The organism is Adlercreutzia equolifaciens DSM 19450 (genome assembly GCF_000478885.1).
Lineage (GTDB): Bacteria > Actinomycetota > Coriobacteriia > Coriobacteriales > Eggerthellaceae > Adlercreutzia > Adlercreutzia equolifaciens.
The window spans coordinates 241,540-263,933 of sequence record NC_022567.1 but is presented as its reverse complement, the minus strand read 5'-3'; the positions used below and the strand labels follow the sequence as shown (position 1 = coordinate 263,933).

Genomic DNA, 22,394 nt, shown 5'->3' with positions numbered 1-22,394 from the left:
ACTGCAAACAGGCCACGTCGAAAAGCTCGGAAAACTTGCCAGAAAGACGTCCTTCATCTGGCGAGGTCGATCTTCCTGCCTCTACGGAACCTCCTCGATGCTGCAAAAAAAGGGGCGTCGGGGTACGAGTGTGTTTCCCGGAGATGCGCTTCTCGGGGGTGCAGCTCTCGGGGAGCACTTTTTTGGGGTGTTTCGCGGGCATGAAAAAGGACGCCCGGCGGGCGCCCTGGGAGGTGTGAGTTACGGCAGAGACTAGTTGGCCACGTTCACGGGGGTGCGGGAGACGGCACCAATGGGCTTGCGGGACGGCTCCTCAATTTCGCGGTTCACGATCGCGCCGAGCTCAGCGGCCTCTTCGGTGCCCGGTTCGGGGGACACGTATTCAAACAGGTCGCCCGGCTGGCACTGCAGCACTTCGCAAATGCGCTCCATCGTGGAGAAACGCACGGCCTTGATGTGGCCGCGGCGCATACGCGAAATGTTCACCGGCGAGATGTCGATGCGCTGAGAAAGCTCGTTGACGGACATCTTGCGATCCGCCATCACTCGGTCAAGACGAGGAATAATAGGCATAACAGCTCCCTTACACGGTTTCGTCGCTGAGTTGCTGAAGCAACGCAGCATATCGAAATATTGCCGAAAGTGAGTACATAATAGCAGAAAAGACCAGCATACCGACGTTGAGATTGATGGTTGGCCCATCAAATCCATCATGGACAATTACCCCATAACCCCATTCGGGAACGACCATATATGAAAACCCTGCTGCAAAAACAAGCTCAAGCAGGACAATCATTAATGCGGCAAACGCAATTACCCTAAAGCGCTCACCTTGCTTTTCCGAAAAAGGATCGCCAGCTTGGACGATCTCAGCGAAAACTTGCATTAACTTGTAAAGCATGAGCACAACGAGGCCACCATAAACAAGTACATACATAGCAGGAATGAAAAAGCATGCCCCACCCTTGTCCACCTCTAGCAGCATTCCGATTGTAAGAACAGCACAAGAAATGATTGCCAATGCCAAAAGGCCGGTGACCACGTTTCTGATCAAGCGACAAGCTTTCTTTGCATTAGAGAGCGCTAATGCTAATTCCTTCTTGCCGTTCTCAAACTCAATAGCATCTAGTTTCATTTGACTCCATTACTCGCTGGATTGCCGAAACACACGACAATCCAGCATTCTTCTACAGCCCAATCCTCAGACACGTAGTGCCACTAGGCCCAATGATTAAGCACGTATTCAGCGGCTCTGCATCGCTATAGAACAGCATAATTCCACCTCCTCTCTTTAATCGCGACCTAACATTGCCTCAAAAAGCAGACGGTAGAACGTCCGCATGAGGGCACAATAGGGATCGCGGGCCTCGACGTCGCCCGTGGCGAAATAGGCGCGAGCGCGGCAACCGCCGCCGCACAGATAGCGGATCTCGCAATCGGCGCAGGCGGCCAGCTCTCCCACGCGGGGCGCAGGGGCATGGCGCGCGGCCAAGCAGCCGGGGTCTTCCAAAAGCGACCCCAAACTAAACGCCTCGTCGTGCATCATATGGCACGGGAACACCTCGCCATCGGCCGACACGCTCACCATGGCACATCCCGCCCCGCAGCCGCAGGTCGTCGTCAGGCGCGTGCTCACCGGCGTGTCGGACAACACGGGCACTCCGTCGCGCGACAGGGCCAGCGTCGCCTGCGCCAAACGCGCAAGCGCCGCATCGTCGGGGATGACCGCCGCCAGCTCATCGTTTTCCAACGGTGCGGACAGCAGACTGAAATTCATGGTGGCCCCAAGCGAGTCGGCCAAAACCACGTACTCGCCCAAAGCATCGATGTTGCCCGCATGGGCCGTCGGAATGATGTGGGGCGCAATGCCCGCCTCGCGGATCATCTCGACCGCTGCCACAAGGCGCTCGAACAAGGGCTCGCGACGGATGACGGGTGCCGCTTCAGCATTGGGGCCGTCGAAGGACACCGAAACGCGACCCACGTAGGGCGCGATGGCAGCCAGCTTTTCCGGCGTGACGGCCGTGCCGTTGGTGAGCACGTCCACCGAGTCGATGCCGCGCTCGCGCACGTAGGCGACAATGGCGGACAAATCGTCGCGCAGGAAGGGCTCGCCGCCGGAGATGACCATATGCTGGCAGCCGGCGTCGGCCAAGGCGTCGATGATTCCCCGCAGCTCGTCCAGCGTCAGGTCGCGCCGGGTGTTGCGGGCATCCACCGCCGAGTAGCAGCCGATGCAGTTCAAGTTGCAATGGTGGGTGACGTGCAGGTACGCCGACTGCAGCGGCGCGGGCGCGGCGGACGCGGCCATGTTGGCGCCCTCGGCTGCGGCGCTTTCCGCATCTCCGGCACCCTCCACGTTTTCCTCGCGCTCGGCACCCTCCGGGCGTGCGGCATCTTCCGTGCGTTCGGCACCTTCCACGCCTTTCCCCAAGGCCCCTTCGTCAGCCCCCTCCGCACCTTCCCTCAATGCCACGCCATCGGCGCTCTCCCCTTCCACGACAAAGCCGCCACGACGCAGATGGGCGGCCAAATCCGCATGCACCGCGGCGACCTCTGCTTCGGGCACGTCCTCGGTGAACATGCGGTGGCACACGGCGGCGCCTTCGGGAGTCAGGCCGATAACATAGCCAGTCGCGGTGCTGCCGATCATGGGGATGGAAAAGGGAGCGTGCTCCACTACGTTAGGGCCGAACCTCACTGCACGCTCCTCTGCGCATCATGGGATAGTGCAGTTAGTATGCGGCAGACGCAAGGCCCCGAATGCCGAATATGACATGATTTGCGACGCATCTTAGCAGATGGCGCTATATTTCCCATGGTGCGCCAGGATTATTAGCCATTAAAATGGCCCCTCCGAGAAGGGGCCAAGGTTGATCGAGCTGTGACGTGGGCGCAGTGAGCGTCACACGCCCGCGCGTCACGCCGTTTAGCGCTGGCGGCCGAAGAGGTCTTCCAGGCTGTAGCCGTTCATCGACTGCTCCTGGCTCTGCTGCTCCTGCTTGGCCTTTTGGCTGGCGGAGTCGTCGCCCAGGGTCACCTGCACCTCTTTCTCCTGGCCACCGCTGTTCACCGTGAGGGTGACGGTGTCGCCGGGATTCTTGGTACGCACGTCCAGCATGAGGTCGGAAGCCGACTCAACCGCCTGCCCATCGAAGGCCGTGACGATGTCGCCAGGCACGATGCCCGCCGCAGCCGCACCGGAATCGGGAGTGACGGCGGCCACGTAGGCGCCGGTGTCGACGGGCAGGCCGTAGCGGGACGCCGTCGCCGCGCTCACCGTGGAGAGGCTCACGCCGAGCTGAGCATGGGTCGGCGTCTCACCGGCGATGATCTGCTGGGCCAAGTTGATGGCGTAATTCACGGGAATGGCGAACCCGACGCCAGAGTAGTTGCCGGAGTACGAGGTGATCAGCGTGTTGATGCCGATGAGCTTGCCCTCGTCATCCACCAGCGCGCCGCCGGAATTGCCGGGGTTGATGGCCGCATCGGTCTGAATCATGTTCGGGTAGATGGTGACCTCGCCGGTACCGCCGGACTGCATCGATTCCTGGGCACTCATAATCTGGGAGCGGCTCGTGGCGGACACGATGCCCGTGGCGACGGACTGCTCGAGCCCGAAGGGGCTACCCAGCGTCATAACCCACTCGCCGATGGTCAGGTTGTCGGAGTCGCCAAGCTCCATAACCGTAAGACCGCTGGCGTCCTTGGCCTTCAGCACGGCCACGTCGGAAGAGGGGTCGGTGCCCACGAGATCAGCCTCGTAGGTTTCGCCGGCTACCATGACCTCGTAAGCGCTGCCGCCTTCCACCACATGGTTGTTGGTGATGATGTAGCCGTCCTCGGTCAGCACGACGCCGGAACCCTGGGAGTAGGCCACCAGCTCACCGGAACCTTCGCTCTGGCCACCGTACTGGTAGCCAAAGTACTGGCTCATCGCGTCATTCTGGGAAGCGTCGGCATACACGGTGATGGCAGCCACCGAGGGCAGGCACTTCGCGGACACCGCCTCGGCCAACGTCGGATCCTCACTCGGCGCGATGACCGTCGTCTCGCCCGTGGAGGGGTCGGTGACGACCGACGAAGTGCCCGAGCTTGAGCCGCCCGGGATCATCGCGCCCGCAATACCCCAGACGCCGAAGGCGAGCACACAGGCCACGAGCGCGCCGGCGAAGGCGATGAGAAACGTCTTGCCGCCGTTGCCCTTGGGAGCCGCGTGCTGGGCATGCATGGACACGGGTTCAGCCTCGTAGGTTTGCTGGCCGTAGACCTGTCCGGCAGAATGCTGTGCAGAACCGGGCGCCTGCTGAGCCCCGTAACCATAGGGCTGCTGGGTGCCATAGCCCGTTGCCTGGCCTGCGTGGCCGGTATAGGCCTGCTGACCGCCGTAGGGCTGAGTGCCCTGGGCGCTGTAGGGCGCAGGCTGAGTCGGCTGCAGCGGTACCGGCTGCTGCGATGCGGGGGTGTGGCCGCCCGAGGCGGAGTCGCCTGGAGGCGTGGGGGTGCTATTGGTGTCGGTCATGGAAGGCTCCTTCGCGTAAGGTTGTCCTTATGTGCGCCAAACCTTAGCACGCTCTAGAACTTCTCAACCGTTATGGCAACCCATCGTCACGCTTGCGTCACAGAGATACACCAATCGGTGTACGCGCGCCAACCGCCGCGGAGACGCAACGACGCACGCCGACCGCGCACGGGCCACCGCACCCCGCGCCGACCGCCGCCGAGTCGCTTTCGAGGCGTCTTCAAGGCGTCCTCGAGGCGATGCGAGAACGCAAGCGAGCGCCTAGTCCCGATCGTAATTCGCCAGAAATGCGCGGGTGCGATCGTGCTGGGGATTGTTGATGACCTCGCTGGCCGGGCCCTGCTCCACGATGACGCCGCCGTCCATAAAGATGAGGTGGTCGGCCACGTCGCGAGCGAAACCCATCTCGTGGGTGACGATGACCATGGTCATGTGCTCGGCCGCCAGATCGCGGATGACCTTCAGCACCTCGCGGGTCAACTCCGGATCCAACGCGCTCGTGGGCTCGTCGAAGAACAGCACGTCCGGATTCATGGCCATGGCGCGGGCGATGGCCACGCGCTGCTGCTGACCGCCGGATAGGTCGCACGGCACCATCGCTTCCTTGTCCGCCAGGCCCATACGGGCCAAAAGCTCGCGACCGCGAGCGAGCGCCTCGTCCTTCGGCATCTTCTGCACGCAGATGAGCGCATCGGTGACGTTCTGCAGCACGGTATAGTGCGGGAACAGGTTGAAATTCTGGAACACGAGCCCGAAACGGGTCTTTGCGGCAGCGACGACGTCCTTGCCCCCGTAAACAGCGCGTCCTGCGGCGTCGTTGGTGCACACCGTGAGATCGCCGTAGGACAAATCGCCCGAGTCGAGCGTCTCCAACAGCGTCATGCAGCGCAGAAGCGTCGACTTGCCGCCGCCCGAGGGCCCGATGATAGCCAGCACATCGCCGGCATTCACCGTCAGCGAAATATCCTTCAGAACCTCGTTGTCCCCGAACGCCTTCTTGCCGTTGGTGAGGCTTACGACCGCTTTGCTTTCCATGAAACGCCTCCTAGTCGTGGTAATAATCGAGACGCTTCTCGACACGGTTCAAAATGAATTCGATGAGCAGGCAGAACACCCAGTAGATAAGGGCCGCAATAGCATAGGGAACCATGGACACCTCGCTGGCGGCCAAGGCCTTCGCAGCGGAGAACATCTCCATGATGCCAAGCACGAAGGCGAGCGACGTGTCTTTCACCAACGTGATGACCTCGTTGCCCATGGCCGGCAAAATACGCTTGATGACCTGGGGAAGCACAATCTTCATGAAGGTCTGGACTTTGGTGTAGCCCAACACCTCGGCCGCCTCGTACTGGCCGCGCGGAATAGACTGGATGCCCGAACGGTAGATTTCGGCGAAGTAGGCGGCGTAATTCAGGATGAAGCCGATAGCGCAGGCCCAGAACTTCCAATCGCTGCCCATGTTCAGGCCGAACAGATAGTAAGGCCCGAACATGATGGCCATGAGCTGCAACATAAGCGGCGTGCCGCGCAGAATGGAGATGTAGAGTTGCGCCAGCCACGCCAGCGGCTTGAACTTACTCATACGCGCCAGAGCGACCACCACGCCCAAAGGCAGCGAGCCCACCAGCGTGATGAGGAAGATCTCCGCCGTCAGGGCGAAACCTTCCATGAGAATCCCCATCATGACCGAGAATTCCATCTCCACGTCCTCTCATCGTCGCTCTTAAACCCACAAGAAGGGCAAGGCCTCCAAAAAGCCTCGCCCTCCCGATTAATTAAAACTCTTCCCTTCGCTGGTTCGCCCAAGGAAATCAGCGAGGTTGTAAATTAATCAACCAGTACCCAGTTGTCGATCGAGATACCGTACTCGCCCCACTTCTCGCACAGCTTGGCGATGGTGCCGTCGTCGTACATCTCCTTCAGCGTCTTGTTCACCGCGTCGACCATGGCCGCGTCGCCTTCCTTGGCAAAGCCCACGGCGTAGTTCTCGGTGGACAAGGGCTCGAGCTTCACGAACATATCGGGCTTGGCGGCCATCTGGTAGTCCGCGATGGACAGGTCGCAAGCCACGGCATCCACCGCACCGGACTCCAGCTGCATGAAGGCGTTGTTGTAGTCGCCGATGGTCTGCGCCTTGCCGCCAGCGAAGGTGTCGGCCAGATCCTTCTGGTCGCCCTCCAGCACGTCCAGGGCGGCGGAGTCGACCTGCGTCATGACGTTCTTGCCAGCAAGATCATCCAGCGAGCTGATGCCCGAGTCCTTCTTCACCACAACGACCTGCTCGTTGTGCATGTAGGGCTTCGAGAACGCATAGTCGGCCTCGCGGCCCTCCATGGTGAAGCCGTTCCAGATGCAGTTGATGGTACCCTGGTTCAGCAGCGCGTCCTTAGCATCCCAGTCGATGGCTTCAAGCTCGAGGTTCCAGCCATTGCGCGCGGCCACCTCGGTGGCCAGATCAATGTCGAAGCCGGTCAGGTTGCCATCGTCGCCGATGAAGCCATAGGGCGGGTAAGCGTTGTCCAGGCCCACGATGAGCGTCGTGGCATCGGGGTTAACGGCAGCGCCATTGTCGGCCGCGTTATCGGCCGCGTCGTTGGAACCCGAGCAGCCGGCCAGAAGCGCGGCCCCCAGGCACAGAGCCGCAGCTGCAGCGGCGATCTTCGTCAATTTCTTCATTCCGTCCTCCCTAAAAGGTACGCCAGGAAAGTCTCTCGCCTTCCCCACTTTACTTCTTTACTGTGCTAAAGCACTAGAGCGCTCGCTAGTATAGCACAGACAATCTTAATCAGAAAATTGGTCACAAAATCGAGTTCTGGGTTTCGTCGAGCGGATTTTCCCGAGCACTCTCATGAAAGGTGTGCATACAACGATTAATTATATCTATTTTTCTAGGGCGTACACAGGGACGTGAGGACAGTTTGCTCTCAGAAAAACCCAGAACTCGATTTTGTGACCAGAAACAAGAAAATCTTTGCTACTTGTTCCGATTGAAGAGCTTGTTGCCCTTCTTAGCGGCGGAAATCTCCACAAGGCGCGGCTCGAAATCGAACAGCTCTTCCATGGAGACGACGGGTACGATCTCGATGCACTTCTTCAAGCAGGCATCGGCGCACAGGTTGCACTGAACGCAGTCGGAGACCTGGAACTCCAGGTACGCCTTGCCCTCGTCCGGATGGCGATCGACCGCCTTGCGCAGGGCATCAGTGGGACAAAACATGACGCACATGCCGCAACCGGAGCATTTCTCGGCATCAATGGCGATATCGCCGAAAATGCGCGTGAACATCTCGTCGACGGCTGGCTCATCGGGATCGCCGATGCGACTCATGGCATCCAGAATAGCGATGTTGCGCTCGGCTTCGATGGTGGGCATCTTGCCCGCGCCGTTCTTCACGCCGAGCTTCTCCCGCAGCGTCTGCTCCTGTTTCTGCAGATGCAGTTGCGCCAGCTTCTCGTTCACCACCTTCTCGGCGGCCGACTTCGCCACGTCCTTGGCATAATGGCCCGAGGAGGTGAAGAACTCACGCCGGGCGGCACCGACCGCCTTGCGCATATCCTCTACTTGAACCGAAGCCGGAAACTCCGATGTGCGCGTGATCTGCGCGTCCGATCCCATGGCCTCGATGAGCGCGCGCGTCGACTCAACCGTGTCGTCGATGGCGGCCACCGCGCCTCGATACTTGCAGGTACGGCAGTCGCCGTCCACCAGACAGATCTCCGGAACGCCGCGGGCCACCAGTTCCACGAGCAGCTCTTCCTCCATGCGGGCGAGGCAGGGCACCACTGCGTACTTATCGGGGTCGCCCACGTTGCGAGCCGCCTTGCGGGCGCAGGCGATGACCGTCAGGCCATCAGCCGCGTTGGTCGTCTCGGCCACAGCGCCGGCCAAGTCGTCGGGCATCGGATCCATGGGAACCAACGCCGAGGTAGGACACACCGCCACGCAGGCCCCGCAGGCCACGCACGCCCCAGCGTCGATGTTCAGCTCGTTCTTCTCAATCGTGAAGGCGTCGGCCAGACACACATCGGCGCACTTGCGGCACGAGGAATGACGGTTGCGCACAGCGACGCAGAACGTGGGAATCGTAATGATCGCCTTCGTCTCCAAGGCGTCCATCATCTCCATGATATCGTTCAAGTTCGGCATGGCGCGAATCCCTTTCTGCTATTCGCCGAGATAGGACTGCTCGATGCGAGCAAGCTCATCGGGCGTGTTGGCATTGATGAAGCAGCCGCCGCGGGGCTCAACTTCCAGGACACGATCCTGGTTGAAGGGCAGCACCGTAACCGCCGGGTCGTCGAAGAAGCTCTGCACGCGCTTCTCCCCGCGCTCGGTGCGGGCGTGAACAGCGCCGAGGCACCCTTCCTTGCGGTACATGGCGTGCATCGGCTCGAAGCCGTGCTTGTTGGACGGCGCCACCACGTCGGCTCCGCTCTCGTGCATGGCAAGCGCCTCGGCCACCACCAAACGCGCACTCGCGAACACCATGTCGCAGGCCACAACGGCCACGTACGGGTTCTCGGCAGCAGCAAGCGCGGTATAGAGCCCGGGCAAAGCGCCTCGTTCCGCATAGGCGTCGCCCACGAGCCTAATGGTCAGATCGGGGTACATATCATGGAGAAAGCCCAGCTTATCGGCTTCGTTGGTGGTGATGATAAGCTCATCGGCCACGGGCGACAGACGCTCGACAAGACGGCAGATGAGGGGACGTCCCGCAAAGGGCACCGTCGCCTTCGACTGGCCCATGCGCCGCGACTCGCCACCGGCCTGGATGACCACCGTGACGCGCGGCCGCACGTAGTGCTCGGAAAGGAAATCGGCCAAAGCGGCCACATCTTCAAGGCCGATGGCGGGAATGCCATAGAGCGCCGCAGCCTCCTCGGCATGGGGGATATCGGTCACCACAGCCACCGTGTTGGTAGAAGGCATCTTGGCCGCAGCATCGGCGGCAGCCGAGTAGTCGGACGCGCCCGGTACTTCGCCCGCACCCGGCATCTCGCCCGCGCCGTCGCAGGCCCCGTCGCGCCCAGCCCCGTCGCCCGCGCGGTCGACCGCGCGCCCCAGCTGCGTGAAGTCCGTCGTCAAAGGCAGACCCTCCCGGGCCGCCTTCACGAACAGGCGAGCCGCACGGCAGTCGGCCTCGTTACCCGAGCGCATGATCTCGATGGTTGGCAACCCGCTTTTGCGGTAGCCCTCCACCACGATAATGTCGTGGTTCGGCATCGAGCGCACCAGCTCGCTGCACTCCACCTCGTCTTCCACGGTCTTGATGCGCGCCACCTGCCCTGGGGCCGCAATAACCGTCTCGGAGGCGCCGGCGGCCCTGTGGCGGTAGGAGTCCTTACCGGGAATATCGATGTCGAACCCGCGATGGGAATGGTGCTTGATGGAGCCCACGTCGAGCCCGCGGCCCACCAGCTCGGCGATAAGCCGCTCGATGAGCGTCGTTTTGCCGGAGTTGTGCCGCCCCACGACGGCCACAGCCGGACTTGGAATATCGATCATAGCTGTTACGCCCTCCCCTAATGCGGCCGCCCGGGCCGCCGTTTTGTTCCGGGAAAGTATAGCACTACGAAAAAAGCGGCGACCCTTGCGAGCCGCCGCTCTTTCGGAAACCCTTTCTGACCCAAGGCGATGCGCCGCCCTGCGGGGGGGATACCCAGGTTCTTACCTCAAGCCCTCCGAGTCGAGCGATGCGGCTTCCTCGATGTACTCCTCCACCGGATTGTCGCCGAAGTTCGGCAGATCCGCGGTGGTCCAGCACTCGCAGGCGGGCATGCCGGGCACGCTGGCAGCGATGAACACCGGATCCTTGCCCTCCTTGCGCTGGCGAGTGTAGTCATCCAGCGCGGCCAAGGCCCACTTGCCGAGCAGCAGAATGGCCACAAGGTTGATGATGGCCATGAAGCCCATGAAGATGTCGGCCAAATTCCACGCCAGATCGAAGCTGTTCACGCAGCCGTAGAAGATGGCGGCCAGACACAGCACGCGGAAGATGAGCATGCCCCACTTGGTATTCTTGAAGATGTAGCGGAAGTTCGTCTCGGCATAGAAGTAGTTGCCGATGAGGCTGGAGAACGCGAAGGCGAAGATCGCGAAGGTGATGAAGTGGATGCCCACCTCGCCGATGGCGTTGTTCACGGCCATCTGCACGAGCGGCATGCCGTTGAGCGCCATGGCGGCCTCGGGATCCTGCACCCAGAACACCATGACCATCATAGCCGAGCAGGTGCAAATGAGCAGCGTATCGATGTACACGGACAGGCTCTGCACGAGGCCCTGCTTCACCGGATGCGACACGCTGGCGGTGGCGGCGGCGTTCGGGGCCGAGCCCATGCCGGCCTCATTGGAGAACAGACCGCGCTTGATGCCGAGCATAACCACCGAGCCGGCAAAGCCGCCCGCGATGGACTGGAAGTTGAAGGCCGACTGGAAGATGGTGCCGAACACGGCCGGCAGCTCGCCGATGTTGGCGATCGTGGTCCACAGCGCAATGAGAATGTAGGCGATGGCCATGATGGGCACGATGATGGAGGTGATGATGGAGATGCGCTTCGCGCCGCCGAAAATGACGAAAGCGGTGAACACGATGAGCACGATGCCCACGCCGACCGCCGTGCCGTTGGTGGCGTAGTCGGGGATGTAGTACTCGAGCGCCGAAGTCATGTTGAAGGCCTGCAGGCCGTTGAAGCCGAAGGCGAAGCACAGGATGAGCGCCCAGGCGAAGATGATGCCGAGCCAGCGCTGCCCCAGGCCCTGCTGAATGTAGTAGGCCGGACCGCCGCGGAACTCGCCTTCCTTGCCGCGAATCTTGTAGATCTGCGCGAGCGTGGACTCGATGAAGGCCGAAGCCGCGCCGATAAGCGCCATGAGCCACATCCAGAAGATGGCGCCCGGACCGCCCGTGGCCACGGCCGTGGCGATGCCGGCGATGTTGCCCGTGCCCACGCGCGAGGCGGTGGACACCATGAGGGCCTGGAAGGACGAGATGGATTTCTCGCCCTGGACATGCTTTTTCTCCGTCAGCTGAGTGAACATGTCCTTGATGTAGCGAATTTGCACCGCCTTGGTGCGGATGGTGTAGTAGACGCCCACGAATACCAGCAAGATCACCAAAATGTAGGTGTACATAAAGGAGTCGATCTCACCAGTCCAAGCGACGAGCATCTCGTTCAAATCGGCCATAGATGCTTCCTTTCCGAAAGCGCGCCAGGCCCTGCAACCTGGATCGCCTTCCAAACGGGCTCGCCTTTCTGCGGTCGAATCCAACAGAGCGCGATAAGCACGCCCGAACCAGGGATTCGTCGCAGGAAAACGGCCTCGGATATACGCGCCGACCCTCGCCGACGCAAGACATGCCCGTATTCTACCCTACAGCGGGCTAAAGTTAGGCGATATTATCAGGGTATTTTGAACGCCCCGCGAAAAAGTGGCGCTGTTTTCCGCCAGTTTCCCGTCGATGCGAAACCGAGCCGCTACTTCAGGGCGGCGGCGACCTTGCGGGCGGCGGCGGTGATGGACAGATCGTTCACATCCACAGTGATGTCGGCGTACTTCTCGTAGAGCGGCAGGCGCTCGTCGTAGAGGTCGCGCAGGCTCATGCCGATGCCGTCGCGCATAACCACGCCGCGCTCGGAGAAGTCGGCCAGACGGCACTTCAGCTCGTCGAAGCTGATCTTCAGATACACCACGCGGCCGATCTCGGACAGGTGGTTCATGGCCGGCTCGCTGTAGATGGCCGAGCCGCCGGTGGCGATGACGGAATGCTCGAAGGACATTTCGGAAAGCACCTGGTTTTCAATCTCGAGGAAGGCATCGGGACCCAGAGTGTCGATGAGACGCTGGAGCGATTTGTCGCAGGACTGCTGAATGAGCAGATCGGCGTCGACGAAATCCATGCAGAGAATCTTCGCCAGCACGATGCCCAAGGTCGACTTGCCCGCACCGGGCATGCCGATGAGCACGATGTTGTCGCGACCGGGTTCGAAGGACTTCTCTTTCATATGAGGACCTTTCTCGTAGAAGGTGTCGACGGCCGGGCTATGGTCGCCGAAATGGATGGGCAGCTTCGCCCCTATGATACTTCAGCACGCTTATGGGCGGCACGTAACGCTTCGTCTAAGGATTGGGAAAACACTGGAGCCAGGGCGGCGAGGAACGCCGCTTCATCGGCAGGGGCAGCGGCAGGGGCGGCGACGGCAGCAGCGACGCCGGCAGCCATCGGGGCCTTCCCCCGAACCGCCATGGCGGCATCCCCGGCATCGGCGCCCTCTGCGTCTGCGGAAGCACCGAATCCGAGGGATTTCAGCGCACCGAACAGATAGGCATACGGAATGAGCGCCGCGCGCTCGTCGGGAGCGAGCTTGTCGCCCTCGAGCGACCAGCCGCCATCGCGCATCCAGTTGCGCAAGGCCTTGGCATGGGCGGCGATGTCGTTGCCCTCGGGGGAGCGCCGCATGGTGTAGTTGCCGAGCACCCCCATGGCCGCCGCCGTGGCCAGAGCGAGCACGCCAGCACGCCAGCTGACCCAAATGATGGCCGCTACCGCGATAACCGCCAGGAAAATCGCTGCCCCCAAAACGACATGCTGAGCGCGACGGGAGGCTGTATCGAAGAAGCCGTAGGGCTCAACCAAAGCGGTGAGGCAACGCTGCCAGGCCGCGCTGGCCTCCAAAAGATCGCGCGGATGTTCGTGGGCCAAAGCGGAAAGCTTGGCGCGGCTGAGTGTCCGACCGCCCGTGGCGACCATGCGCAGCAGCCGCAGCGTGGCCGCATCGAGGGCGGCCTGCTCTGCGTTGACCGCGTCAGCCGCGTCGGGCGCATCATCCGCACCAACATCAGCGGCCCGAGGCGCAGCAAGGGCGGCGGGCGACCCACTCTCGACCCTCTTCGCCGGCTCCTCTCCCGCGGCAGGTATGACCAGCTCATCGTCTCGCACTTCAAGAACACCGCGACGCACCATATCGAGCACCGTGGCTACTATGTCGTCGGGGCTCTCGTGGTTCCAGCGCCATAGACGACCGAGCACGGCTGGCGCCATGGCGTCGGCAGGCGGGTTCATCCAATAATCGTCGCGAAACGCCGGCGGCCGCTCTCGGCCCCAGCGCCACCAAACGATGAGCGCCGCCAGCAGCAACGCCGCAGACAAGCCCAGCAGTCCCAAAGCCAGCCCAAGACGAATGACCTCCTGAGACGTATCCGTATCGACCCACGTTTCCTCGTAACGGCTCGTCCAGTAGTACTGCAGGGTGCCCTGATTCGCCAGGCGCGCCTCCTCGCTCAGGTTCGTCAGCCACTCGACGGGGAACATCACCCGCGCTTTGGCGTACATCGTGGGCTCGACCGCAGGATCCGTGAAGATCACCGTACCGTCGGAGCGGATGTCCACCTCGCCATCGGCAGGGCCGTGACCCCACGCATAAACGTTTTCCATGACCTTCACGGAATCGTCGGCCGCCACAGGCAGCACCACTTCTGCTCGCACATCGGCCAGGGCCACATCGTAGTCCTGGGGAACATAAAGCCATTGGAAGTCGGCCGCGTCGTCGAAGGCCTCGATGGCGTCTTCCACGCGGTAGACCACCTCGAACATGACGCGCTCGGGCATGGCGTCCACAAAGGCGTAGAGCGTATGTTGAAACTTGTCGTAGGCCCACGCATCGTGCTCGGGCCCTCCACCGCCGCGCCAGGGCAAAAGGAACGTCGTCTCGGGAAGCTCCGTCCACTCCCCGGCAAGCGCACCATCGCCATCCACCGGCGCCATGCGCACCCGTTCGATAGTAACCTCAGCCCCTTCGATGAACCCATCGTAGAGCCACTTCAACCGCTCCGGCGCGCTCTCCCCTTCCGTGAGGTCGAAGATGCGCTGATCGGTCATGTGCACCGACCCGTCGGTCTCCACCGATGCCAGCAAGTCCACCTCCGAACACCGATAATCCGCCGCCAGAGCTTTCCCGGGCATGCAGAAGGGCAGAAGGCAAATCATCAACAGAATGACGGCGCAGAGGAGATACGGGGTGTTCCAACCGAGCGAGTTCCGCAGCGAACGGAACAGCCCAGTGGGCTGTTCCGCCGAGCGAGGACTGTCTGAGCGAATTGGAATACCCCGTAGCTCCTCCCCAGCGGACTCGCAGCCGCGAATCAAGGTACCCCCTGATTCCGCCCCGAGCGACATGCAACCGGCCCTTTCCACAACCACTAGAGCCCCCGAAACGCCAGCCGCACGTCGTCCAGCACGTCCTCGTCCGCCACTACGATGGCCTTGTCCCCCGGATGCAGCACCGTCTCGTCGTTGGCCACTTCCACATCGCCCCCGCTGGCAATGGCGGCAATGATCGCGTTGTCCGGCAGCGGCACCTCGTCGATGAGCACGCCGTCCTCATTGGAGAAGTGGCGCATGCGCGGCACCATCACCTCGGCCAGAGCCACGTTGCCATGAGTCAGCGACGACACGACGGACACCGATCCCAAGAGCGCCTCCTCCTCGATGAGGTTCGCGATGAGCGTCGTAGAGGACACGCATTCGATGCCCACTTCGCGGAAGATGCGCTCGTTTTTCGGATTGTTCACGCGAGCGATGCAGCGGGGCACGCGGAACACGCGCTGGGCGATTTCGCAGGATACGAGATTCGAATCGTCCTGGCCCGTGGTGGCCACGAACACATCGGCCTGGCGGATGCCCGCGTCCTCTTGGTAGCGCGAGTCGCAGCCGTCGCCGTGAATGACGAGGTATGGCCCAGTCAGCTGCACGGAGAGGCGGTCGGCCGTGGCGAGCCTTTGCTCGATGACCGCCACCTCGTTGCCGCTCTTCAACATGATGCCAGCCAAGTAGGAACCGATTTTGCCTCCGCCGGCGATAACGATGTACATGGGTACCACCTAATCCAGAATATAACGCGAGAACGGCGCGATAACGTCGTGGCGCACGCAAGCGAGAATGGAGTCGCCCGCGTACAGCAGCGAATCGGGAGTCGGGATGGAGGACGCGGAGCCATCGGCGCGTTCGAAGGCGATAATGCGCACCTCGTGATCGCGCTCAAGTTCCGAGACGCGGATCGTTTTGGCGTTGTCGCGGCTGGAGAGGTCCAGCGTGAACCGGAGCACTTCGAATTCACCGAACGTGTCAATGTGGGAGCCGTGGCCTGACACAATCTTCGAGAACACATCCTCGGCCACCAGCGACGTGCCGCAGACGTAGTCGATGCCCAGCTGCATATAGGCGCGCTCGTGGTCGGGATTGTACAGGCGCGAGATGACGTGGGGCACGCCGAACAGATGGTTGGCCACCTCCGCGCACATGAGGTTCGTGTTGTCCAGCTGGGTGACGGCGGCCAGCACATCGCACTCTTCCACGCCGGCGCGGATGAGCACGTCCTCGTCGAAGCCCACGCCCTGCACGGTGCTGCCGTTGAAGTTACGGCCGAGGTTCGCGAAGGCATCGGCGTTCTTGTCGATGCAGCAGACGTTGTTGCCATTGTCCGAGAGCATATTGGCCAGCTGCGACCCCACGCGCCCGCACCCGACCACAATCACGTTGCTCATAGGTTGCTCGTCCTCCTACAAAAGAAAATGCCTTGCGGCATTTTCTCACTAATTTAGATTAATTGCATCTGATTCAGCGTATCCCGATACCAGTTGTCGTAGTTCGGGGGGCAGTAGCGCATGGCGTAGGAGTAGCTGATGGTGAAACCATAGCCCCGAGCCAGACCAGCCACGTGGGAGCGGATGGCCGTGTCCCAATCGGGCCAGTTGGTCTGATCCCAGCCCCAAGCGTTGTGGGACTTGAAGCAAACGCGGCCCTTGGTGGACTCGGTGTTGGAAATGGCCGGAGACCAGCGCGGGTCGATGCCCGCTTCCCAGGCCGCCTCGGCGAAGGTCTCGCCGTAGCCAGACAGAGGGCTGCCGAACAGGTAATCGTTGATGCGCGCGGACCATTCTTCGATGAACGCCTCGCGACCGATGGAAAAATCTACATCGCCGGCCGGCAGGCTACCGAAGGTAGCGTAGTAGCGGGAGCGCGTGGCGTCGGCCCGATCGATGGCCTCCTGCTCGGCGACGCGAGCGGCTTCCTCGGCGGCCAGACGCGCGGCCTCTTCCTCGTCGGCGATTTCCTGCACGCCGGCGCTCACATCGCGGGACGAGGCGGTCTTCAGCGCTGCTTCCTCGGCGACGTCTTCCACAGCGAGAACGTCCGCGTCGGACTTGTCTTGCACGGTGTCGGGGGAAACATCGGAAGCGCTGGGGTTCTCGGCGGACTGACGAGCGAGACCGAAGGTGGTCGCCCCCATGTCGTGAGAACCGGCGGACGCCCAACCAGCATCAAGGAAGCCCACGGCCAGCATCGGCAGCACGCAGAGCGCAACCATCGCCAGCACGACGGTTTTGCGATGACTCTGTTTGCGCCTTGTGACCACTCATTCCCTTTCTCGACAGCACGAAACTAAACCGCTCAAGCGGCGCAGCGTGCTGGATTAGGGTGTGGGATTGCTGCAGTAAAGAATGCTATGCTGTTTTATGTCGCGGATATTTTACCCTAGTTGGCTGAAACCGTGCCGAGGCGGTAGCCGACATCCACGCTTTGTTCGCTTGACAAAACGCACTTTCTGGGTTCCCGCAGGTCTCGCGGGTGCGACCCTGAGCGCTGTCAGGCAGTCGTTACCGACTCTTCACAACTTACCGATGGCAACTTCTTCACCTGCACGATGGAAATGCGCGAGCGGCGCATCTTCACCACCTTGAAGGCGTAGCCGTCGACCAGCAGCTCGTCGCCCACCCGGGGCACGGAGTCCAGCTCGTGGATGATCCAACCCGCAAGCGTCTCGTAGTCGTCGGATTCTTCCACGGGCCAGCCGAGCTCCACCGCATCCTCCACGGGAAAGCGACCGTCGACGCGCCACTGGTTCGGCTCGACAAGCACAATGAGGTCGCGATCGTTGTCGGTCTCGTCGGCAATCTCGCCAACGATCTCCTCGATGATGTCCTCCATGGTGATGAGGCCGTCGGTGCCGCCGTACTCGTCCACGACGATAGCCATCTGCATGCGGGCCTCTTGCAGCTCCGACAAAAGCTTCAGCACGTTTTTCGTCTCGGGCACGTAAAGCGGCTCGTACATGAACTCAGCCACCGGGTCTTCGATGCGGCCGTCCAGCAGAGGGCCGATGAGGTCTTTGTAGGACACGAGGCCTATGACCTCGTCCACTTCCTCGTGATAGACCGGCAGGCGGGAATAGCCCGTGCCGCGCATGCGGTCGAGCGCCGCGCGGGCCGGTTCGGTGTCCTCGGCCATGATCATGTCGACGCGCGGCTTCATGATTTCGCGCACCGTCATGTCGGCCAAATCGAGGATGTCGTTGATCATGCGCTTCTCGTCTTCGAGAAGCTCGATATTCTCGGCCACCATGTCCTTGATCTCGTCCTCCGTAACGCTTTCGCGTTTGGGGCGCAGGAAATCGAGGAAGGCCGGCTTCGAATTTGCAGTGTCGTCTGTTTTACTCATGGGCGGTACTTTACCATATTTTCCGGGATTACTGGTTGCCGCCGGGCTTCAGCCAGTCGAGCCACGCCATGGCGTCGGCGTGGGAGGCGTCGATGAGCGTCGTCGTGGTGCCGCCGGAACCGGCCGCCGTCGTGGCGAGCAGCGTGTCGGTGCCCGCACGGCGCTGCAACGGGTTGCTCTTCGTGCAGCCGAACTGGATTTTCTGGCGCGGGAAGCTCACTGTTTCTCGAGAAAGGCCGCCGTTGCTCACCTGCATGAAGCGATGGTTGTAGGCGAAGCTGGACTCGCGGGCCCACAGCACAGCGTTCACTACATCGACGATGAAGAGGACGGCCGCCAGCGCATAGCCACCCACCACGATCACGTTCCACCCAATGCTCAGAAGGAACAGATCCTCGGAATCGAGCTCGATGCCGCCAGTCGCAACTTCTCCATTCACCCAACCGAAAACCATTAGGCACACGGTGACTACCACGGCCAGCCAGAAGCCGCCGCCGAACCAGATGCTCTGGCGCAGCACGGCTCGGCGCAGCGCCACCTTCGCGACAGGCTTCGCCTCCTGGGGAAGGTCGGAGAACTCCGGCACGAGCCCGGCGAGGATTTCCGGCACACGGTTCATCTTCACGAAGGGGTGGATGATGATCCCCTGATTGGCCAGAGTATTCTGCTTATTGCCGCTATCCTCGCCCGTGGCGGCGTCAATCTTGCCGAGAGACAGCTCGCAGTAGCCGAGCAGACGGCGGATGAAGCTCTGCTTCACAACCACGGACTGCACGCGGTCGATGTCGATGCCTTGGAAGGTGTGCTGCAGCAAGCCGTATTCCACCTCGATACGATTGTTGCGACGGCGCGCCTTGAAGCCACCGTAGCCGATGCAGGAACCCAACGCCGAGAACACCCACAGCACGAGCACCAGCACGATGATCCCCACCGAAACGACCCCGATCAGGTAGGCCGAAGCCTGGGAGCCGGCGAAGGCCACGGCGCTTTCCACAGCACCATCGGCTGCATCCCCCATCACGTCGAAGATGAAACTGACGATTTGCAGCACGCCGACAACCAGACCGGCGAAGATGAGCCCCACCGATGTGGTGTTGGAAAGACCCGCGAAGAACAGCTCCTTGTTAGTGAGACCGTACTCGTAGGTAACGCGGCCGGTATCTTGAGCAGGGCCGGCGAACACACCGCCCACTTGGTTCCATGCCTCGGCGCCCACATCGAGCACGTTGCCCGCGACGGCCGGGCTCGGCACGTTGCCGGCAAAGGCCGCCGCCCCCTGGGCCATAGCCGCAACGCCGGCCTCCACCGACTGCGGAACCGGGGCGCCCGCCATGCCCGACGCAACGGCAGCCTGAGCGGCCAGAGCGTTCTTGCGGTTGTAGAGTTCGGCGCGCAGCCACTCGGCCTGGGCCTTGGTGACGTAGGGCACCACGACGGCCTTGTTCGCCGCGCCGCCGGCCGTATCGATGGAAACCGTGCACACGCCGAACAATCGCTGAAGGAGCGTCGCCCGCTGGTCCACGGACTGGACCCGCTGGTAGGGCACGTGCACCTGCTTCTTGTTGAAGATGCCGGAGCACAGCGTGAACTCGTCGGGGCCGACGGTGAAGTACAGGTGCTTGTAGCCAACGACGCGCAGCCCGGCGACGATGCCAAACGTAAGGAGGATGACCACCAGCGTGCCGATGCCGGCCACCGCCATGATGAACCCGGCCTCGGCGCCCATGCCCTCTTCGGCAACGAGCCCAATGATGGTGGAGAAGTTCGCCACCACAACACATACGGCAATGATGAAGATCGTGCGCACGCTTTCGAGCCAGATATAGCTGTGGTGCACATGGTGGCGCGGCAGCTCAGTCGATGGGGCAGCCGCCGCAGGGGGTATCGGCGCGGGTGCGAGCACCTGCGGGGGCACGTTCGGCGCGGGCGCGGGCACCTGCGGGGGCACGTTCGGCGCGCTCATTTATACGTCCTCTCGGGCCAGACGCGCCAGCTCGGCGGCACGATCGCGCAGCACGTCGGCCTCTTCGATGCCGAGGCCGGGAATCTCGTGCTCGCCGGCGGCAGTTGCCACGGTGACGCTGGACAGCCCGAAGGCGCGCAGGATGGGCCCTTGGCGCGTGTCGGTGTTCTGCACGCGGATGAACGGAATGACGAAGCGCTTGCGCCAGAAGATGCCGCGAGCAATATCCAGGTAATCCGGCGTAAGCTCGTAGCGCCAACGAGCATAGCGAATGGGCGGCAGCACCACCACGCACAGCACAAGCAGCGCCACGAACAAGATAGCGACAATAAGAGCCACCACCCCGGCCCACGCTTCTTCTGGCGCCACCAACGCTATGATAGCGAAGGGCAGAAAGCAGCACAGGAATGAGACAACGATCCAAATGGCATCGTTGATGCGCCAAACGCTCTTAATGCGCGGGTTCAACTGATTGGCGGGCATTTCTCGCATAGCCGAATCCTTCCCTATCCAGGCGACTCCCCGTTCTGGTGCCTCTGGAAGTCGCCACGTGCAGGCGACCCCGCAAAGGCCGCCACGTTTTCTCGACCATACTACCCCACTTTTCGCCTTCGCAACGAAACCTCAGGGATTCTTAAGGAAGAAAAGCGCATGCGCCAACGCGCCGGTGCGCCTCGATGGAGAGCGGCAGAGAGCCGAGAGGCCGGCTTCCCTCCGAAGCAGCCGGCCCCTGACATGCTGCGAGCCCGGGGAGGGGGGATCCCGGGCTCGCAAATGAGTGTCCTTGGCGCCCGAAGGGGGAGAGGCGCATGCGGACGAGAGAAGAGGAGAGAGGAGGAGAGAGGAGGAGAGAGGAGGAGAGAGGAGGAGACTTCGCATCTCCCGCTCTGTCGAAATCTATTATAACAATGCTTTATTCTATGTCAAGAATAATCTTTGAGAAAAATAATGGCCCCCTGGGAGGCCATTATCTGAAAAGACATCGGGGCCGTGCCGAACGCTACTTGCGGCAGCTACGGCTCTTGCCATGACGATGGTGGCGACCATGCTTGCGCTCACCGCGGACGCCCATGTCCTTGCACTGGTGGATGATCTTCTCCGTGAGAACGTTCAACGACTCGACCTCCTCGGGCGTCAGGGTCGACAGGATGCGATCGGCCACCTCGGACTGCGCGGCGCAGCGCTTCTCGGCCAGCGCATCGCCTTCAGGCGTAATGCGCACGGTATAGGCGCGTTGGCCTCATATTCCGAGCTCGGCGTAGAGCTCCTCGCGACGCACCTTGTCCTCCACCGCAGCGGCCACGTCTTCGGAACGGCCGTCGGCCAGCAGAGCGCCCACGAGCACGGCGAGACGGGCCTCGCCTTCCTCCCGGCCTTCCTCCCGGCCTTCCTCCCGCGCCTTTCGGCAGCGCATCTCGGTCTCCTGCTCGTAGGTAAGCACGCGGTCCACCCACTCCCTGTCCTCGTTGAACACGCCGACCAGGGCGTCGATCTCCGACGACAAGGGCCCTTCGGCCTCCCCGGTCCGGAGGTATCGTAGCACATCCCGCAGCCCGGGGTCGGCGGAGGCCTCCCACGCCGAGGCGTTCAGCACTACCCACGGGGAGGCGTCGCCCACAGCAAGGTCGGGATGGACCCCACACCTGCGCTCGATCACGTACGCGGGCTCGCCCTTGCCGTAGGCGTCGTGGCGGCAGAAGAACAGCACGTAGCTCTCGGGCAGCGCGCCGAAGTCCTCGCCCGACCCCAGCTCCCCCACGTCCATGGCGGCCTGGTAGTAGCGCATGCGGCGCCCCAGGTCTCGCTCCCTGGCGACCTGCATCTCGATGTCGTAGACCCGCCCGTCGCCCCGGGCGAACACGTCCAGGCGCACGCCTCGTCCGGCGGCGAGCGGCTCGAAGCACTGCTCGGCGTTCAGGTAGGCGATCTCCCCCGCCTCTATCCCCAGCGCGGCGCGCAGCACCTTGCGGCACACCTCCTCCTCGCATAGCACGCGGTTGAACATCCAGCGATCCTGGAACTTGAGCTTCCGCTCTCCCATGGCGAACCTCCCGTCTCGATTCGGTCGATGACGGCATTCTGCCAGAGCACGACCGCAGAAATGACGCGGGAATGTCCCGATCCGTTCCCTGCGCCGACCGCAACAAAGTCGCAATGCTGCGAAGAAGCGTCGTCGGCGAACCAGCCCTGAATTGCACGAGATCGCCAGTTATAAGCGCCTGAGCACACATTTTCACCCCCTTATTTATACATTACTCGTTAATTTCATCCACATTTTTCTTCTGCAGACGCTTATAACTCAAGATCTCAGGCAAATTCTGCCCATTCGCTTACTATCGAGCAGTCGAGCACGCCTTCCGAGGAAGCTGGTAACCAACTTACGGTTGCGTAAGGTTGGAAGTTGCTGGGGGCG

The 22,394-nt window shown here is 62.0% G+C and carries 20 protein-coding genes; all 20 read right to left on the bottom strand.

What is annotated here, in order from left to right; all coding sequences use genetic code 11:
* Nucleotides 1-252 precede the first annotated feature (252 nt).
* Nucleotides 253-573 carry a helix-turn-helix domain-containing protein gene (locus AEQU_RS12085; protein ID WP_022738388.1) on the bottom strand — a complete coding sequence of 107 codons (321 nt, stop codon included), beginning with the start codon at nucleotides 571-573 and terminating at the stop codon, nucleotides 253-255.
* 10 nt (nucleotides 574-583) lie between these two features.
* Nucleotides 584-1,135: a hypothetical protein gene (locus AEQU_RS00735; RefSeq protein WP_041714284.1), complete on the bottom strand. Its 552-nt coding sequence runs from the start codon at nucleotides 1,133-1,135 to the stop codon at nucleotides 584-586.
* Between the two features lie 156 nt (nucleotides 1,136-1,291).
* On the bottom strand, nucleotides 1,292-2,701 hold the full coding sequence (locus tag AEQU_RS00730; protein WP_022738383.1) for a radical SAM/SPASM domain-containing protein: 1,410 nt from the start codon (nucleotides 2,699-2,701) through the stop codon (nucleotides 1,292-1,294).
* A 228-nt stretch (nucleotides 2,702-2,929) separates the two neighbouring features.
* Nucleotides 2,930-4,522, bottom strand: coding sequence for a S1C family serine protease (locus tag AEQU_RS00725; RefSeq protein WP_022738378.1), 1,593 nt, complete (start codon nucleotides 4,520-4,522; stop codon nucleotides 2,930-2,932).
* A 261-nt stretch (nucleotides 4,523-4,783) separates the two neighbouring features.
* Nucleotides 4,784-5,557 (bottom strand): amino acid ABC transporter ATP-binding protein, encoded by a 774-nt coding sequence (locus AEQU_RS00720; protein ID WP_022738373.1) that lies wholly within the window; start codon nucleotides 5,555-5,557, stop codon nucleotides 4,784-4,786.
* Between the two features lie 10 nt (nucleotides 5,558-5,567).
* Nucleotides 5,568-6,221, bottom strand: a complete 654-nt coding sequence (locus tag AEQU_RS00715; protein ID WP_022738370.1) for an amino acid ABC transporter permease — start codon at nucleotides 6,219-6,221, stop codon at nucleotides 5,568-5,570.
* A gap of 128 nt (nucleotides 6,222-6,349) precedes the next feature.
* Nucleotides 6,350-7,198, bottom strand: coding sequence for an amino acid ABC transporter substrate-binding protein (locus tag AEQU_RS00710; protein ID WP_022738365.1), 849 nt, complete (start codon nucleotides 7,196-7,198; stop codon nucleotides 6,350-6,352).
* A gap of 298 nt (nucleotides 7,199-7,496) precedes the next feature.
* Complete coding sequence (locus AEQU_RS00705) at nucleotides 7,497-8,669, bottom strand: 4Fe-4S binding protein (protein WP_022738360.1); 1,173 nt, start codon at nucleotides 8,667-8,669, stop codon at nucleotides 7,497-7,499.
* 18 nt (nucleotides 8,670-8,687) lie between these two features.
* Nucleotides 8,688-10,028, bottom strand: coding sequence for a molybdopterin-guanine dinucleotide biosynthesis protein B (gene mobB / locus AEQU_RS00700; protein ID WP_022738355.1), 1,341 nt, complete (start codon nucleotides 10,026-10,028; stop codon nucleotides 8,688-8,690).
* 162 nt (nucleotides 10,029-10,190) lie between these two features.
* A complete protein-coding gene (locus AEQU_RS00695; RefSeq protein WP_022738351.1) occupies nucleotides 10,191-11,708 on the bottom strand; it encodes an alanine/glycine:cation symporter family protein in 1,518 nt (505 codons plus the stop codon).
* A 290-nt stretch (nucleotides 11,709-11,998) separates the two neighbouring features.
* Nucleotides 11,999-12,526 (bottom strand): shikimate kinase, encoded by a 528-nt coding sequence (locus tag AEQU_RS00690; protein ID WP_022738346.1) that lies wholly within the window; start codon nucleotides 12,524-12,526, stop codon nucleotides 11,999-12,001.
* Between the two features lie 71 nt (nucleotides 12,527-12,597).
* The gene (locus tag AEQU_RS00685) at nucleotides 12,598-14,442 is read right to left on the bottom strand and encodes a DUF2207 family protein (protein ID WP_158318390.1); all 1,845 of its coding nucleotides are present in this window, start codon (nucleotides 14,440-14,442) and stop codon (nucleotides 12,598-12,600) included.
* A 278-nt stretch (nucleotides 14,443-14,720) separates the two neighbouring features.
* Entirely contained in the window at nucleotides 14,721-15,392 is a 672-nt protein-coding gene (locus AEQU_RS00680) for a potassium channel family protein (RefSeq protein ID WP_022738336.1), read from the bottom strand.
* 9 nt (nucleotides 15,393-15,401) lie between these two features.
* Nucleotides 15,402-16,064: a potassium channel family protein gene (locus AEQU_RS00675; protein ID WP_022738332.1), complete on the bottom strand. Its 663-nt coding sequence runs from the start codon at nucleotides 16,062-16,064 to the stop codon at nucleotides 15,402-15,404.
* A gap of 53 nt (nucleotides 16,065-16,117) precedes the next feature.
* A complete protein-coding gene (locus AEQU_RS00670) occupies nucleotides 16,118-16,936 on the bottom strand; it encodes a hypothetical protein (protein ID WP_022738328.1) in 819 nt (272 codons plus the stop codon).
* Between the two features lie 230 nt (nucleotides 16,937-17,166).
* Nucleotides 17,167-18,018, bottom strand: a complete 852-nt coding sequence (locus AEQU_RS00665) for a hemolysin family protein (RefSeq protein ID WP_022738324.1) — start codon at nucleotides 18,016-18,018, stop codon at nucleotides 17,167-17,169.
* A 28-nt stretch (nucleotides 18,019-18,046) separates the two neighbouring features.
* Nucleotides 18,047-19,981, bottom strand: a complete 1,935-nt coding sequence (locus AEQU_RS00660; protein WP_022738321.1) for a PH domain-containing protein — start codon at nucleotides 19,979-19,981, stop codon at nucleotides 18,047-18,049.
* A complete protein-coding gene (locus tag AEQU_RS00655) occupies nucleotides 19,982-20,473 on the bottom strand; it encodes a PH domain-containing protein (RefSeq protein WP_022738317.1) in 492 nt (163 codons plus the stop codon).
* 508 nt (nucleotides 20,474-20,981) lie between these two features.
* Nucleotides 20,982-21,203 (bottom strand): hypothetical protein, encoded by a 222-nt coding sequence (locus tag AEQU_RS00650; protein WP_022738313.1) that lies wholly within the window; start codon nucleotides 21,201-21,203, stop codon nucleotides 20,982-20,984.
* Nucleotides 21,204-21,221: 18 nt separating this feature from the next.
* On the bottom strand, nucleotides 21,222-22,022 hold the full coding sequence (locus AEQU_RS00645) for an Rpn family recombination-promoting nuclease/putative transposase (RefSeq protein WP_022738309.1): 801 nt from the start codon (nucleotides 22,020-22,022) through the stop codon (nucleotides 21,222-21,224).
* Nucleotides 22,023-22,394 lie beyond the last annotated feature (372 nt).